Annotated in this window: 13 protein-coding genes; 7 read left to right on the top strand and 6 right to left on the bottom strand. The window is 66.8% G+C overall.

The window, feature by feature from the left end:
* Position 1 precedes the first annotated feature (1 nt).
* Positions 2-1,318, bottom strand: a complete 1,317-nt coding sequence (gene purD, locus CXR02_RS02460; protein WP_104060547.1) for a phosphoribosylamine--glycine ligase — start codon at positions 1,316-1,318, stop codon at positions 2-4.
* Between the two features lie 104 nt (positions 1,319-1,422).
* Here purD and CXR02_RS02465 point away from each other — a divergent pair, with 104 nt between their 5' ends.
* The 3 genes from CXR02_RS02465 to CXR02_RS02475 are packed head-to-tail and all read left to right on the top strand — an operon-like array spanning position 1,423 to position 4,430.
* Positions 1,423-3,000: a molybdopterin-dependent oxidoreductase gene (locus CXR02_RS02465; protein ID WP_104060548.1), complete on the top strand. Its 1,578-nt coding sequence runs from the start codon at positions 1,423-1,425 to the stop codon at positions 2,998-3,000.
* 36 nt (positions 3,001-3,036) lie between these two features.
* Positions 3,037-4,053: an asparaginase gene (locus tag CXR02_RS02470; RefSeq protein WP_104060549.1), complete on the top strand. Its 1,017-nt coding sequence runs from the start codon at positions 3,037-3,039 to the stop codon at positions 4,051-4,053.
* Positions 4,053-4,430: a sterol carrier family protein gene (locus CXR02_RS02475; RefSeq protein ID WP_104060550.1), complete on the top strand. Its 378-nt coding sequence runs from the start codon at positions 4,053-4,055 to the stop codon at positions 4,428-4,430. The genes CXR02_RS02470 and CXR02_RS02475 overlap by 1 nt, the downstream gene beginning before the upstream one ends.
* Here CXR02_RS02475 and CXR02_RS02480 read toward each other — a convergent pair.
* From CXR02_RS02480 to CXR02_RS02490, 3 genes are all read right to left on the bottom strand, one after another.
* Positions 4,427-5,164, bottom strand: coding sequence for an HAD family hydrolase (locus tag CXR02_RS02480; protein WP_258060679.1), 738 nt, complete (start codon positions 5,162-5,164; stop codon positions 4,427-4,429). The genes CXR02_RS02475 and CXR02_RS02480 overlap by 4 nt on opposite strands.
* A complete protein-coding gene (locus CXR02_RS02485) occupies positions 5,161-5,454 on the bottom strand; it encodes a hypothetical protein (protein WP_104060551.1) in 294 nt (97 codons plus the stop codon). Before CXR02_RS02485 ends, CXR02_RS02480 begins: the two co-directional genes overlap by 4 nt.
* A gap of 115 nt (positions 5,455-5,569) precedes the next feature.
* On the bottom strand, positions 5,570-7,381 hold the full coding sequence (locus CXR02_RS02490) for a glycoside hydrolase family 15 protein (RefSeq protein ID WP_104060650.1): 1,812 nt from the start codon (positions 7,379-7,381) through the stop codon (positions 5,570-5,572).
* Between the two features lie 150 nt (positions 7,382-7,531).
* Between CXR02_RS02490 and CXR02_RS02495 the strand changes: the two genes are divergently transcribed.
* The 3 genes from CXR02_RS02495 (at position 7,532) to CXR02_RS02505 (ending at position 10,297) form a co-directional block, all read left to right on the top strand.
* Positions 7,532-8,263: a DUF72 domain-containing protein gene (locus CXR02_RS02495; RefSeq protein ID WP_104060552.1), complete on the top strand. Its 732-nt coding sequence runs from the start codon at positions 7,532-7,534 to the stop codon at positions 8,261-8,263.
* Between the two features lie 66 nt (positions 8,264-8,329).
* Entirely contained in the window at positions 8,330-9,412 is a 1,083-nt protein-coding gene (locus tag CXR02_RS02500) for an App1 family protein (RefSeq protein WP_104060553.1), read from the top strand.
* A gap of 33 nt (positions 9,413-9,445) precedes the next feature.
* Positions 9,446-10,297 (top strand): formate/nitrite transporter family protein, encoded by an 852-nt coding sequence (locus CXR02_RS02505; protein ID WP_104060554.1) that lies wholly within the window; start codon positions 9,446-9,448, stop codon positions 10,295-10,297.
* A 45-nt stretch (positions 10,298-10,342) separates the two neighbouring features.
* Here CXR02_RS02505 and CXR02_RS02510 read toward each other — a convergent pair whose 3' ends face one another.
* Complete coding sequence (locus CXR02_RS02510) at positions 10,343-11,908, bottom strand: glycoside hydrolase family 1 protein (protein WP_104060555.1); 1,566 nt, start codon at positions 11,906-11,908, stop codon at positions 10,343-10,345.
* A 97-nt stretch (positions 11,909-12,005) separates the two neighbouring features.
* On the opposite strand from CXR02_RS02510, the gene CXR02_RS02515 reads away from it, so the two are divergent.
* On the top strand, positions 12,006-13,487 hold the full coding sequence (locus tag CXR02_RS02515; protein ID WP_104060556.1) for an ATP-binding protein: 1,482 nt from the start codon (positions 12,006-12,008) through the stop codon (positions 13,485-13,487).
* On the opposite strand, the gene CXR02_RS02520 is transcribed toward CXR02_RS02515, so the two are convergent.
* Positions 13,479-13,856, bottom strand: coding sequence for a hypothetical protein (locus CXR02_RS02520; RefSeq protein ID WP_104060557.1), 378 nt, complete (start codon positions 13,854-13,856; stop codon positions 13,479-13,481). The two genes, CXR02_RS02515 and CXR02_RS02520, sit on opposite strands and share 9 nt — an antisense overlap.
* Between the last annotated feature and the right edge of the window lie 20 nt (positions 13,857-13,876).

Genomic DNA, 13,876 nt, shown 5'->3' on the forward strand with positions numbered 1-13,876 from the left:
TTTATGCCTTCGCGTTCGTGACGGGGAGCGCCCCGGTGGCCAGGGACGTTACCTTGATTTCACCGCGGGCGGCCTTGCGGCCGATGTCCGTCCGGAACTGGGAGCCTTCCAGCTGGACCAGCTCCACGCCGTCGTACGCCCGTTCCCGGGCCTCCACCAGGTCGCTGCCGAGGGCAACGACGGCGAGTACCCGGCCGCCGGCGGAGATCACCTTGCCGTCGTCGTCGAACGCGGTGCCTGCGTGGATCACATGCACGCCGTCGAGCTCATCTACCTTCTTGAGTCCGCGGATGCGGTCACCGGTGCGCGGGGTGTCCGGGTAGTTTTCGGACGCGACGACGACGGCGACGGCGGTCTCCTTGGACCAGCGCAGCTCGTCGGCCTTGTCCAGTTCGCCCTTGGCGGCTGCCAGCAGCAGCGCACCGAGGGGGGTTTTGAGCCGGGCCAGTACGGCCTGCGTCTCGGGGTCGCCGAAGCGGACGTTGAATTCGATGACGCGGGTGCCGCGCGTGGTCAGCGCCAGGCCAACAAACAGCACACCCACAAACGGGGTGCCGCGGTTCGCCATTTCGTTGACCGTGGGCTGCGCGACGCGGTCGATGACTTCCTGGACCAGCCCGGCGGGGGCCCATTCCAGCGGGGTGTAGGCACCCATGCCGCCGGTGTTGGGGCCTTCGTCATTGTCGAAGATGCGTTTGAAGTCCTGCGCCGGGGACAGTGCCACGGTGTTGCGGCCGTCGCAGAGGACAAAGACTGAAACCTCGGGGCCGTCGAGGAATTCCTCGATCACCACGGTGCCGGCGGCGTCGAAGCACGTCTGCGCGTGGGCCAGGGCTTCGTCGCGGTTGTTGGTGACCACCACGCCCTTGCCGGCCGCGAGGCCGTCGTCCTTCACCACGTAGGGTGCGCCGAAAGTGTCCAGGGCCGCGGCGGCTTCCTCGGCGTTTGTGGCCACCATCGCCATGGCCGTGGGGACACCCGCTTCGGCCATAACTTCCTTGGCGAACGCTTTGGAGGCTTCCAGCTGGGCTGCGGCCTTGCTGGGGCCGAAGACCGGAATGCCGGCGGCGCGCACGGCGTCGGACACGCCGGCAGCCAGCGGCGCCTCGGGGCCTACCACGACGAGGTCCACGCCGAGCTTGGTGGCCAGCGCCGCGACGGCGTCGGGATCATTCCCGTCAATGTTGTGGGTGGGGACCAGCTTGCTGATGCCGGCGTTGCCGGGAGCCGCATGGACCTCGGAAACGTTGGGGTCGGCGAGCAGGGAGCGGACAATGGCGTGTTCGCGGCCTCCAGGGCCAATGACGAGTACCTTCACAGTCTCCAAGGGTACTTTGTGCACCCTGCCCTTTCCTACGGGGGTGTTCCTAAGCTGTGTCCTCGCCCGGCAATCCCTGCGGCCTGCCGCAACGAATCCAAGGTATGAAGAAGCTTCTGAAGTGGCTCAAGGACCCCGCCGCAATGGCCGCGCTGGCAGGCGTGGCGGCTGCCGCCGTCGTACTTTCCGTTGCGGAGCTGATCGGAGCGTTCTTTACCGCCCGGGCAACTCCGGTGATCGCGTTGGGGTCCACGTTCATCGACTTCACACCGCCGTGGATGAAGGACTTTGCCATCGCCACGTTCGGCACGAATGACAAAGCCGCGCTGTTTGTGGGGATGGGCCTGACCATCTTCCTGCTGGCCTGCGTGCTCGGCGTGGTGGCCTACCGCAAGTGGGCGCTGGGCGTGGCCGGTGTGCTGCTGATGGGCGCGGTGATCGTGGCCAGCGTGGTGACGCGGGCCAGCGTGAAGCCGCTGGATGCCATCCCCACCGTGCTGGGCACAATTGCCGGGCTGGTGGTGCTGCGGCTGCTGATCGCCCCGCTGTGGCGGCTGAAGTCCTGGCCTGAGGCGCCTGCCGACACGGGCGCCGAGGAACCTGACCGCCCCGCCACCAGCCGCCGCCGCTTCTTCGCCGCCGCAGGGATCACCGTGATCGGCGCCGGGATCGCGGCCACGGGCGGCCGCCTGCTCAGTGCCGCGCGCAGCAACATCTCCAAGGCCCGCGAGGCCCTGCAGCTGCCCGCCCCGGCCAAGGCCGCCGCGGCTGTGCCCGCCGGCGTCCAGTCCCCCGCGGCCGGCGTGACGCCCTGGATCACGCCCAACGGGGACTTCTACCGGATCGACACCGCCCTGAGCGTCCCCGAAATCAACGCTGATGAATGGGAGCTCCGCGTGCACGGGCTGGTGGAGGAAGAGGTCCGCCTCACCTTCCAGGACCTGCTCGACGCCGACCTCATCGAATCGCACGTGACCCTCACCTGTGTCTCCAATCCCGTGGGCGGAAACCTCGCCGGCAACGCCAAATGGCTCGGCCTTCCCATCCGCGAAGTCCTCAAGCGGGCGCGTCCCAAGGACGGCGCGGACATGGTGCTGTCGACGTCGATCGATGGCTTCAGCGCCTCCACGCCGCTAGAGGTCCTGCAGGATGACCGCGACGCCATGCTGGCGATCGGGATGAACGGCGAGCCCCTGCCGCTGGAGCACGGCTATCCGGTGCGCATGGTGGTGCCCGGGCTGTACGGTTTTGTCTCCGCCACCAAGTGGGTGGTGGACCTGGAAGTGACGCGGTTCGCGGACAGCAAGGCCTACTGGACCCAGCGCGGCTGGTCCGAGCGCGGCCCCATCAAGACCATGGCCCGGGTGGAAGTCCCGAAGTCCTTCGCCAAGGTGCCCGCCGGCCGGGTGGCGATCGGCGGCACTGCGTGGGCGCAGACCCGCGGCATCACCAAGGTGGAAGTCCAGATCGACAACAACCCCTGGGCCGAGGCCGTCCTGTCCACCGAGGCGTCCCTCATCACGTGGCGCCAGTGGTCCTTCGACTGGGAAGCCACGCCCGGGCCGCACTACATCAAGGTCCGCGCCACCGACGGAACGGGCGAGGTCCAGACCGATCAGCGGGCCGATCCGGTGCCCGACGGCGCCTCCGGCTGGCAGTCGGTCATGGTCACCGTGGAGTAGCCCGGCATTCGTGGATTCCGCCCCTAGACTGGCAACATGCCGCACAACCCGCATGCCACATTCACCGTGGACTCCGCCGTCGAACTCGCCGTTATTGAACGAACCGGTTTTGTGGAGTCCCGGCACATCGGCTCAGCCGTCGTACTGTCCGGCGACGGGTCCGTCGTCACAGAGCTCGGCGACATCCGGACTCCCCTGTACGCACGGTCCGCGCTTAAACCGCTGCAGGCCCTTGCGGCCATGCAGTCCGGAGTTCCGCTGCGCGGCGCTCAGGTGGCCCTCGCCTGCGGCAGCCACGTGGGCTCCCTGGACCACATGGACGTGGTGGAGGGAATGCTCAAGGCCGCCGGCGTCCGGGAGGACCAGCTCCAGTGCCCCGCCGCCTGGCCGCAGGACGAGACGGCCCGCAACTGGCTGGTCCGGTCCGAAAAGGGCAAATCGAAGCTGGCCTTCAACTGCTCCGGCAAGCACGCCGCTTTCCTGTGGGCCTGCACTGAAAACGGCTGGGACACCCACAGCTACCTCGAACCGAACCATCCGCTGCAGCAGCGTGTCCGAAGCGTGATCGAGGAATACAGCGGCGAAAGGATCGCCCACCTGGGCATTGACGGGTGCGGGGCCCCGGTGGCCGCCATTTCGCTGACCGGGTTGGCGCGAGCGTTCTCGATGCTGGCCAAGGCGCCTGGCGACAAGAATTCCAACGCCCGCGCCGCCACCATCGCCACGTCCATGCTCGACTACCCCTGGGCCGTCCAGGGCCGCGGCGAGGCCAACACCATCGTGATGGACGAACTGGGCATCATCGCCAAGATCGGCGCCGAGGGCGTCCTGGCTATGGCCACACCCCAGGGTGTCTCGGTGGCCATCAAGATACTGGACGGGAATCTGCGTGCCACGTCCCTGGTGGGCCTGACCCTCCTCGCCGCGGTTGGCGCCGTGGATATCCCCGGCGTCTCCAGCGTCCTCGAAAAAGTGGTGGCCCCGGTGATGGGCGGCAGCCACGAGGTGGGCAAGATCCGCCTGGGCCCGGCCGTGTCCGCGCTCCTGGACTGATGGCTGTAGCACGCCGTCGGATCGGCATTGAAGAAGGCACAGCGGCACTGGCCGCGTGGCAGGAAGCCGCCGCATCGCCGTCGGACGTTCCGCTCCCCCGCAACGTCACGGCCACGGCCGTGCGGTACACGCTGGAGGAGGTGACCGCGCGGGCACCGGGGAACTCGGTGGAAGTGCGGGTGCCGCCGTTCGGCGTCACCCAGTGCGTGGAGGGGCCGCGGCACACCCGCGGAACCCCGCCCAACGTGATCGAGTGCGACGCCGCCACCTGGCTGGGAATGGTGACCGGCCAGTTGAGCTGGGCGGACGCTGTCGCGGCGCACAAGGTGTCCGCCTCCGGCCTGCGCGCTGACCTCTCAGCCCTGCTCCCCCTTTAGCCCTCCAACCGGCCGCCGGCGGGGTTCGATTCCAGCGTCAGCAGCCTGCCGATGGCGCTGGCCTGCAGGTTGTCCAGGAGGTCCCGGGGGCCGTTGTAGACCTCGGCCGCGCCTGCCTCGCGGAGTTCGGCGGCGCTGGTCCCGCCGCACGTGACGCCGATGGCAGGGATTCCCAGCGCGGCAGCAGCTTGCATGTCCCACACCGCATCCCCCACATAGACTGCCCCGGCCGCGGCCACACCAACAGCTTCAAGCGCGGCCACGAGGATGTCCGGAGCCGGCTTGCTTGCCTTCGCATCGTCGGCGCTGGTGGCGGCATGGATGAACGCATCCGCACCGAGGGCTTTGCGGGTGGCCGTCAGATCCTGCGTTCGCGCCGATGATGCCAGGGCGACGGCGAGTCCCCCGGCGTGGCACTGCGCAAGCAGCTCCTTGGCGCCGTCGAACGGACGCAGCGACGGCCAGCTCTGCGCGAAGACTGCCGCATGGCTGGCCAGGATTTCGGCGTCGGCCTCGCGGTCCCGGCCAGCAGGAAGAAGCGTGTCCACCAAACGGTCGCCACCCATCCCGACGCACCGGTGGATGGCGGCCATGGGGACGTCATATTGGTGCTGGCGGAACGCCTGCCACCACGCGAGCGTGTGGATGTAGGCGGAGTCCACCAAGGTTCCATCAACGTCAAAAAGGACGCCGAACCGCCGCCCGCGGACCAAGGCGTGGCTTTGGGTGATCACCCGGCTACAACGCGGGCGGCCCCGGACATCTTCTTGGCGCGGGCAGCCGCATTGTCTTTCGGGGAGGACACGGGACCAACCCGGTCCCGGATGACGGCTCCGGCACCGTTGCTGCTGAAGTCCCTGATCAGGCCGGTGCCGGCAATCTCGCGGGCCATCGCAATGCCGGCCACCGCGGCGCGCTTCGTTGGGAAAGTCACCGAGATAGCCATCAGGCTTCCTGAACCATCCAACATCCGCACGCGATAGCCGCCGTCAGGCGCATCCACCAGCTCAAAATGTCCGGCCATTACAACCACCCCTCGTTCAGTCGCGGCGCTGTGCCTTAATAGGAGCGCTCCGCGAGTGTAGTAAGTATACTTACCTATCCCGCGGAGGTGAAGAGCGGGCGGACCCCTCAGGCCCTCATTGCCCTACCCTTTCGGTCTCCGGGGGAATAGGTGTGTCACTTCGGCGAACTGTATCCTGATGCAGCTCAAGAGCGCTTGTCACAAGCGCGAAGTGGCTGAAGGCCTGGGGTGTATTGCCCAGCTGCCGCCCCGCCCTGACGCCCCACTCCTCGCTGAGCAGACCCACATCGTTGCGGAGTTCCAGCAGCCGTTCGAAGAGTTCGGTGGACTCCTCGGTGCGCCCCGCACCCAGCAGTGCCTCCACCAACCAGAAGGAGCAGGCCAGGAACACCCCTTCGTCCCCCGGGAGGCCGTCGTCGCTGTCGGCGGGACGGTAGCGCAGCACAAAACCGTCTTCGGTCAGCTCCCGCTGGATCGCGTCGATGGTCCCCAGCACCCGGGGATCATCCGGGGGCAGGAAGCCCACCCGCGGGATCAGCAGCAGGCTGGCATCCAGTTCGGGCCGGCCATACGCCTGCACAAAAGTGTTGCGGACGGGGTCGAAGCCGTTGGCCATGACGTCCCGGTGGATGGTGTCGCGAAGGGCCCCCCAGCGTTCCGCGGGGCCGGGCAGGCCGAAATCGCGGACGCCCTTAACCATCCGGTCTGCAGCTACCCAGGCCATCACCTTGGAGTGCGTGAAATGGCGCCGCGGCCCGCGCATCTCCCAGAGTCCGTTGTCCGGCTGGTCCCAGATGGTCTCCAGGTGCTGCATCAGGGCCACTTGAACGTCCCAGGACTCGTCCGTATGTTTCAGCAGGGAGTTCCTGGTCAGCGCCAGGCAGTCCAGGACCTCGCCCCAAACGTCCAGCTGAAGCTGCTCGGCGGCGCCGTTGCCGGTCCGTACCGGTTTTGAATTCTCGTACCCGGCAAGCCACGGCAGCTCCATTTCCGGAAGCCTGCGTTCGCCGTGGATTCCGTACATGATCTGCAGGTCGGCCGGATCGCCCGCCACAGCGCGGAGCAGCCAGTCACGCCAGGCGGCAGCCTCGGTGGTGTAGCCAGCGGCCAGGAGCGCCTGCAGCGTCATGGTCGCGTCCCGCAGCCAGCAGAAGCGGTAATCCCAGTTGCGGGGACCGCCCAGCTGTTCCGGCAGGGACGTGGTGACCGCTGCGACGATGCCGCCCGTGGGAGCGTAGGTCAGCGCCTTCAGGGTCACCAGCGAACGGACCACGGCATCCTGGTACTTTCCTTGCACGGTGCACTGGGATGCCCAGCCGCGCCAAAAGGCCAGGGTGGTGCCCAGCACTACCTCAGCGTCCACCGTGTGCGGGCGGGGAACGTGGCTGGGGGCCCACGTCAGGACAAAGGGGATGCGCTCCCCTGCCTGGACCGTGAAGTCACTGACGGAATGCATGTCCTCGCCGTGAAGCGGCGCCTTAGTAACGAAGTAGACGGAGTCCGGGCCGGCGATGGCATGCAGGCCGTGCTTGTCGCGCCGCACCCAGGGAACGATATGCCCGTAGTCGAACCTCAGCGCCAGTTCACCGTGCATCCTGACGCTTCCGCCCACGCCCTCGACGATCCGCACGATGTCCGCCACCTCGTCACGTGGCGGCATGAAGTCAATAACCCTGACGGTACCCTCGGGGGTTTCCCATTCTGTTTCCAGGATCAGGGTCCCCTCCCGGTAGCCGCGCCTGGTGCAGGTACCGCCGCTCTCGGGTGCCAGTAGCCAGCGTCCGGCCTCGGGCGTATCCAGGAGCGCGTTGAAACATGCCGGCGAGTCGAAGCGCGGCAGGCAAAGCCAGTCGATGGAGCCCTCGGTGCTGACCAGGGCGCCGGTGTGGAGGTCGCCAACAACTGCATAATCTTCAATGCGCGCCATTCCCATACACTGCCACACGGATGGGCCCTGCCGGAGAAAACAACCGTGGATGATAGTGGCAAAGCACAGCGGTGTAGCCTGAGTTGACGGCCGGTCCACGAACACCGGAGGCATCATGGTTCACCCTTCTCCCCTGCGGGTCAGCTGACTGTGGCTGTCCATATAGGCACCTCCGGCTGGAGCTATGACCACTGGGAGAACGTGCTCTACCCGCCAGGCCTCCCGGCCCGGGACAGGCTCCAGCACTACGTTTCCCGGTTTGGCACTGTTGAGTTGAACGCCAGCTTTTACCGGTGGCCCCGGGACACGTCCTTCGCCAGCTGGCGGCGCCGGCTCCCGGACGGGTTCGTGATGTCCGTCAAAGCTCCGCGCGGCCTGACCCACGGCAAGAAACTCTACGGACCCGAAGTCTGGCTGGAGCGCATCGCCCGCTGCTGGCACGAACTGGGAGACAAACGCGCTGTCCTGCTGGTCCAACTGCCACCGCAGCTGCAGCGCGATGATGCCCGGCTGGATCATTTCCTCGCCGCGGTCCCGTGGTGGATCCGGGTGACCGTGGAGTTCCGGCACCCCAGCTGGGACCATCCGGACGTCTACGCCTTGCTGGAACGGCACCAGGCCGCCTACTGCATCATGAGCGGCGCCCAACTGCCGTGCATCCTCCGCGCCACGGCACCCTTCGTCTACATCCGGCTCCACGGGCCTGACCATCATCACTTGTACGGCGGTTCCTACTCCGATACCGATCTGCAGTGGTGGGCTGACCGGATCCGCGAATGGTCGGCGACCGGCAAGGACGTTTATGCCTATTTCAACAACGACGGCGGCGGGAACGCCGTGCGGAACGCCGACACCCTCCGCTGGCTCCTTGGTGGAGGCTGACGTCACGCACGACGGCGGGACCGCCAGGGTGCCCGGCGCGCGGTTGCGCTGTGGCAGAGTGGAGACATGGACAGGGCTCCTCAGAATTCACAGCAGAACACTCCGCACCCCGCACCGCTGTCCGGCACCCAGCTTTTACGCCTGGCGCACCGGATCTCCGCCGTCGTCAACGCCGTCCGCATCCAGCTCGCCAAGGGCTGGAATTTTGCGCCGCAGACCATCGCGTACCAGGGCTATGGTTCGACCGGCTGGGTACGCGTGCTCGGCCGCGTCCTGTTAACCAAGAATCCGGCCCCGGGCAGCCGGGCCGAGCAGGCTGCCCGCAACGGCACACAAAACGTCCGCGGCTGGCGGGCCTTCACCAGCGTCCCCCTGCAGTTCATCGAGGTGGAAATTACCATCGGCGGCGTCACCACCCGAGTCCGGGCGGACCGTGGCGGCCTGATCGACACCGTGGTGGACGTGCAGCTCCCGCCGGGCTGGCACACGGCCATCCTGCGGGCTGACGGGACCGAACCCGTGGAGACGCTGATCCAGGTGATCGATGCCGATGCGAAGTTCGGCATCGTGTCCGACATCGACGACACCGTGATGGTCACCGCCCTGCCTAGGCCGTTCCTGGCCCTGTGGAACACGTTTGTCCTAAGCGAACGGGCCCGGATGGCGACGCCGGGGATGGCGGTCCTGCTGGAGAGGCTCACCATTGAACACCCGGACGCTCCCGTCATCTACCTGTCCACGGGTCCGTGGAATGCTGCCCCCACCCTGGCGCGGTTCCTGGGCCGGAACATGTATCCATCCGGCGCCCTCCTGCTCACGGACTGGGGCCTGACCCAGGACCGCTGGTTCCGCAGCGGGCAGGAGCACAAGCACCGCAACCTGGAGCGCCTCGCCAAAGAATTCCCGGACATGCGGTGGCTCCTGATCGGCGACAACGGCCAGCACGACGAACAGATCTACTCAGGCTTCGCCCAGGAAAACGCCGACAAGGTGGCCGCCATCGCCATCCGGCAGCTCTCCGTCAGCGAGTCCGTCTTCGCCGGCGGGCACTCCGAGGACGGCGACCACACCACGTCGGTGGTGCCCTGGATCTATTCGCCGGACGGCGCGGGGATGGCCAAACAGCTTAAGCTCCTGGACCTCCTCTAGATCAATCACCACACAGGCGGATAGGCGACACGCATGAGCGACACCGACGGCGATGCGCGGCGGCGGGAACTTGGCGACAATCCAGGCCCGGTTGAGGAGGAGGTGGAGGAATCCTTCGACCGCACGGTTGAGGAAGGCGCGCAGCGGCTGAACCGCTCCTTTCGGGACGTGCTCATCACCGGCTTGTTCGGCGGCTTTGAAATAGGCGTTGGCATCATGGCCTACCTCGCCGTTCTCTATGAGACCGGGAACCACCTTCTCGCGGGACTGGCCTTCAGCGCAGGACTCATCGCCCTCCTGCTGGCCAAGAGCGAACTGTTCACGGAAGGCTTCCTGGTACCCATTGCCGCTGTCGTCGCACGGGAGGCAAGCTACGCGCAGCTCGGGAAGCTCTGGGGAGGCACACTCATTGCCAACCTGGTGGGCGGTTGGCTGTTTATGGCATTGATCATGACAGCGTTCCCGCAGTGGAGCGAGACCATCACGAAGGAAGCCAACTACTATCTGGACGCCGGGTTTAACTGGAAGACCGTGTGTCTTGCCGTGTTGGCGGGGAGCACCATCACGTTGATGACCCGCATGCAGCACGGGACGGACAGCGTCACCGGCAAGATCGCGGCCGCCGTCGTTGGCGCTTTCCTGCTCTACGGGCTGCAGCTCTTCCACTCGATCCTGGACTCGCTGCTGATCTTCGGTGCCATCCACACGGGTGCTGACATCAATTATCTTGAATGGCTCGGCTGGTTTTCCTATGTAGTGGTCTTCAACATGCTTGGCGGGATCCTGCTGGTGACCGCGCTGCGGCTGGTGAGTGCCAGCAAGCTGGTGAAGGAACGGCGCGATGACTCACCCGAGGACCCGGAGGACGCACACCACTCCGGCTAGGTTCCGGTGAACGTGCCCAAGTCCGAGCAACATATCCCCACGAGGCTAGGCGGTGGCGCCCGAGGTGGTCACGCCGTCGTCGGGAGGTACCGCCGTTTCGGGATCAGCGGCGGTATCCGGTTCCTCACTGGCGGCCTGCGCGACGGCGGCACTCGCCGCTGCGGCAAGGTTCCGCTCCTCGATGAGCTCCTGGAGCCAGAAGTAGGACGCCTTCGGCGTGCGCTCCAGGGTCTCAAAATCAACATGGAGCAACCCGAAGGGCTGGTTGTAGCCTGCCGACCATTCGAAGTTGTCCAGCAGCGACCACACATAGTAGCCGCGCAGGTCAATGCCCTCGGCTTCACCGCCGGGAGCCGTGGCCTTCAGCGCGGCCTCGATGTGGTCCGACAGGTATTTCAGCCGCCGCTCGTCCGGGATGAACGTGGTGTTCGTGGACTTGTCCCGGACGATGATGTCCTCAAAACTGGCCCCGCCCTCGGTGATGATCACCGGCGGAAGATGCGGGTACCGCTCCGCCATCTCCTTCAGTGCCACCCCGATGTACTCGGGTTTCACCGGCCAGCCGTAGGCGGTGATATCCGCCTCAGGCCAAGGCTCCACGTGGAACGGTGTGGCACCGTTGCCGGCCGCACTCAGGTCGCTGCCCATAGCCTCCGCCATGGTGGCCGGCACCGCCCCGTCACCGGGGCCCACGGCTACCTTGGTTGGCATGTAGTAGTTCAGGCCGTAGAAATCCAGCGGCTGGGAGATGATCTCCATGTCCTCGTCCGGATGGTCAAAGGAGCCGAAGAACTTCGCGGCGCGGATGATGTCCGGATATTGGCCAGTGAGGACGGGGTCCGCGTACAGCCGGTTCTGTGCGATGTCCATCAGGCCCGCACTCATCCTGTCCAGGGGGTTGATCGAGTTCGGGACCATGGGCGAATACACGTTGGTCATCCCGATCTCGCCGGGGACCCCGGCCGCCCGCAGCGCCTGCATAGCGAGCCCGTGGCCCAGCAGTTGGTGGTGCACGGTGGGCAGTGCGTTGAGCATGAGCGCTTCGCCCGGTGAGTGCAGGCCCATGGTGTAGCCGTTGGTGCTGACCGTGGCGGGCTCGTTGATAGTGACCCAGCGGGCAACGCGGTCGCCGTAAGCAGCAGCGGCGATCGCGGCGAACTCCCCCAACCGGTAGGCGGTATCGCGATTCAGCCAGCCGCCGGCGTCGTCCAGTGCCAGCGGGGTGTCCCAGTGATAGAGCGTGACCATGGGCGAAATCCCGTTGGCCAGGAGCTCGTCCAGGAGCCGGTCGTAGAAGGCCAGCCCGGCCGGGTTCACCGGCCCGCTGCCGTTGGGCTGGATCCGGGGCCAGGACAGTGAGAACCGGTACGAGTCGACGCCCAGCTGCCTCATGAGGGCAACGTCGTAGGGCATCCGGTGATAGTGATCGCAGGCAACGGCGGGGCTGTGGCCGTCCACGATGGCACCTTCCTTGGCCGAAAACACGTCCCAGCCCGCCGGGCCCCTGCCGTCCTCGGTGAGCGCGCCTTCGATCTGGAAGGCCGCGGTGGCCACTCCCAGGGTGAAGTCCGCAGGGATGAGGGCGGCCAGGTCCTTGGCGGAAATGTGCATCGAATCGGCCCTTTAGGAAGGAGGAAGCGTGGAACGCGTACATCCCAGAATGTCACATGCCCGGGCTGCTGACGAGCGCCGCTGCTAGGGTCGGTGCATGGATGAAAAACTGGGGAAGTTCATCGACGATTTTTCCGAGCTGGTCCAGCTGGCGCAGGCCGGAAACCACCGGCAGCAGGCGGGCAAGCAGCTGCTTGAGGCGCTGACGGAGCACCTGGGTGAGCCGGCTGAAGGCCTCTCCGTGGTGGTGGAGAACATCCCGCCGCACCGGTTTGTGGATGCGGACATCCTGATGGCGGAGTTTGCCGGTCAGGATCCGGGCAGCCGGCTGGTGGGCATCGGCGGCGGCGGGCAGCGGCACCACCAGTCGCTCAGCGACATGGTGCAGCAGTCGCAGCTGTTTCCCCAGTTTCCGCTCTCCCAGCCCGAGTACACGAACCTTGCCGTGGGACCTGGCCAGCAGCGCCAGGCGGTGGCCATTGGGCTCTGGCTCTTCAGCCGCGCAGGGCACAAGCTGGCCGTGTTGCAGCGCGACGCGGCCCCGCATACCGGGCGCCAGTCCGCCACCTTGGAACTGCTGGCCGCCCGACCGGAAACAGCCAACGGATTCCTGGCCGAGTTCCGCCTCCGGATGGACAACAACAGCGTCCTCAAGGGACAGGTCATCTCCCTGGTCATGTCCGAGTATGGGCCGAGCACCGCGGGGGTGACGTTCCACCACCGTCCCAGCCTCCCGGCGTCGGACGTCATCATGCCCCACGGCCTGCTGCAGAAGGTCGCGGACCACACCGTGGGCATCGCCACGCACCGGGCGTCCCTCAAACAGCACGGCCAGCATCTCAAACGGGGCATCCTGCTCTACGGCCGCCCGGGGACCGGCAAGACGCACACCGTGCGCCACCTGCTGAGCCAAAGTGAAGGCTCGACGGCGATCCTCCTCTCGGGCGGATCGCTCGCCAGGATCTCCGAGGCGGCCCGCATGGCCCGGGCGCTGCAGCCCTCGATCGTAGTGCTGGAGGATTGCGATCTTATTGCCGAGGACCGGAGTTTCGGGCACGGGCCGCAGCCGCTCCTCTTTGAGGTGCTGGACGCCATGGACGGCTTGGATAACGACGCCGACGTCGCGTTCGTCCTCACCACCAACCGGCCGGACATGCTGGAGCGGGCGCTGGCGCAGCGCCCGGGCCGGGTGGACCTCGCGGTGGAGATCCCGCTGCCGGCCCATGCCGAGCGGGTCAGGCTGCTGGAACTGTACGGCCGCCTGGTGGCGTTCAGCCCGGCTGCACTGGATGCCGCCGCGGAACGGACGGCGGGAACCACCGCCTCCTTCGCCCGTGAACTGGTCCGGCGGGCGGTGGTGGCTGCGGCGCTGGATGACGCGCCGGTGTCCGATTCGCACCTGGCGGCCGCCGTGGAGGATCTTATGGCTGACGCCGAAACCCTCACCCGCAGCCTGCTGGGCAGCGGCACGGACGCGGCCGGATCGCCCGGTTTCCCGGGGCATGGTTTCCCCGGGCATGGTTTCCCCGGCCCAGGATTTCCTAAGCCGGGAATGCCTGGGCCGGCCGACTCATTGTGAGCCGAACAGAAATTCCTTGGCGTGGGCAACAGCCTTCCGGTAGGCATCGTTCCGGAGCGTGATGAGTTGCTCCGTGTCGCCGTCGGCCGGCTCCAGGTAGCCTGTGTATCCGGGCCGGAGCACCCAGATGTCGCCGGCGGGCGGAAGGTAGAACACCCCGAAGGACCGCTGCTGTTCGTCTTCTGCGGTCCACACCGGCACCACTGCCAGGGCCGCGCCGGTGACGGGATTGATCCATTGGGCCCGGGGCAACGGCTCTTCGTGCGCTTCAGGGTTCAGGAACGGCGCGGTGCCCTTGCCCCAGCGTTGTTCGAAGCGTTCGTGGAACGCGGGGATCAGGTGGGAATCGTAGCGGCGCCACTCGGTCATTGTTGTCCGCCTCCTCGCGG

Source organism: Arthrobacter sp. 4R501 (genome assembly GCF_002929755.1).
GTDB lineage: Bacteria > Actinomycetota > Actinomycetes > Actinomycetales > Micrococcaceae > Arthrobacter.

Excerpts from the sequence above, each read along its gene's own strand:
- CXR02_RS02465 (WP_104060548.1), top strand. The coding sequence starts at position 1,423 with ATGAAGAAGCTTCTGAAGTGGCTCAAGGACCCCGCCGCAATGGCCGCG.
- CXR02_RS02470 (WP_104060549.1), top strand. The coding sequence starts at position 3,037 with ATGCCGCACAACCCGCATGCCACATTCACCGTGGACTCCGCCGTCGAA.
- CXR02_RS02475 (WP_104060550.1), top strand. The coding sequence starts at position 4,053 with ATGGCTGTAGCACGCCGTCGGATCGGCATTGAAGAAGGCACAGCGGCA.
- CXR02_RS02485 (WP_104060551.1), bottom strand. The coding sequence starts at position 5,454 with ATGGCCGGACATTTTGAGCTGGTGGATGCGCCTGACGGCGGCTATCGC.
- CXR02_RS02490 (WP_104060650.1), bottom strand. The coding sequence starts at position 7,381 with ATGGCGCGCATTGAAGATTATGCAGTTGTTGGCGACCTCCACACCGGC.
- CXR02_RS02500 (WP_104060553.1), top strand. The coding sequence starts at position 8,330 with ATGGACAGGGCTCCTCAGAATTCACAGCAGAACACTCCGCACCCCGCA.
- CXR02_RS02505 (WP_104060554.1), top strand. The coding sequence starts at position 9,446 with ATGAGCGACACCGACGGCGATGCGCGGCGGCGGGAACTTGGCGACAAT.
- CXR02_RS02510 (WP_104060555.1), bottom strand. The coding sequence starts at position 11,908 with ATGCACATTTCCGCCAAGGACCTGGCCGCCCTCATCCCTGCGGACTTC.
- CXR02_RS02515 (WP_104060556.1), top strand. The coding sequence starts at position 12,006 with ATGGATGAAAAACTGGGGAAGTTCATCGACGATTTTTCCGAGCTGGTC.
- CXR02_RS02520 (WP_104060557.1), bottom strand. The coding sequence starts at position 13,856 with ATGACCGAGTGGCGCCGCTACGATTCCCACCTGATCCCCGCGTTCCAC.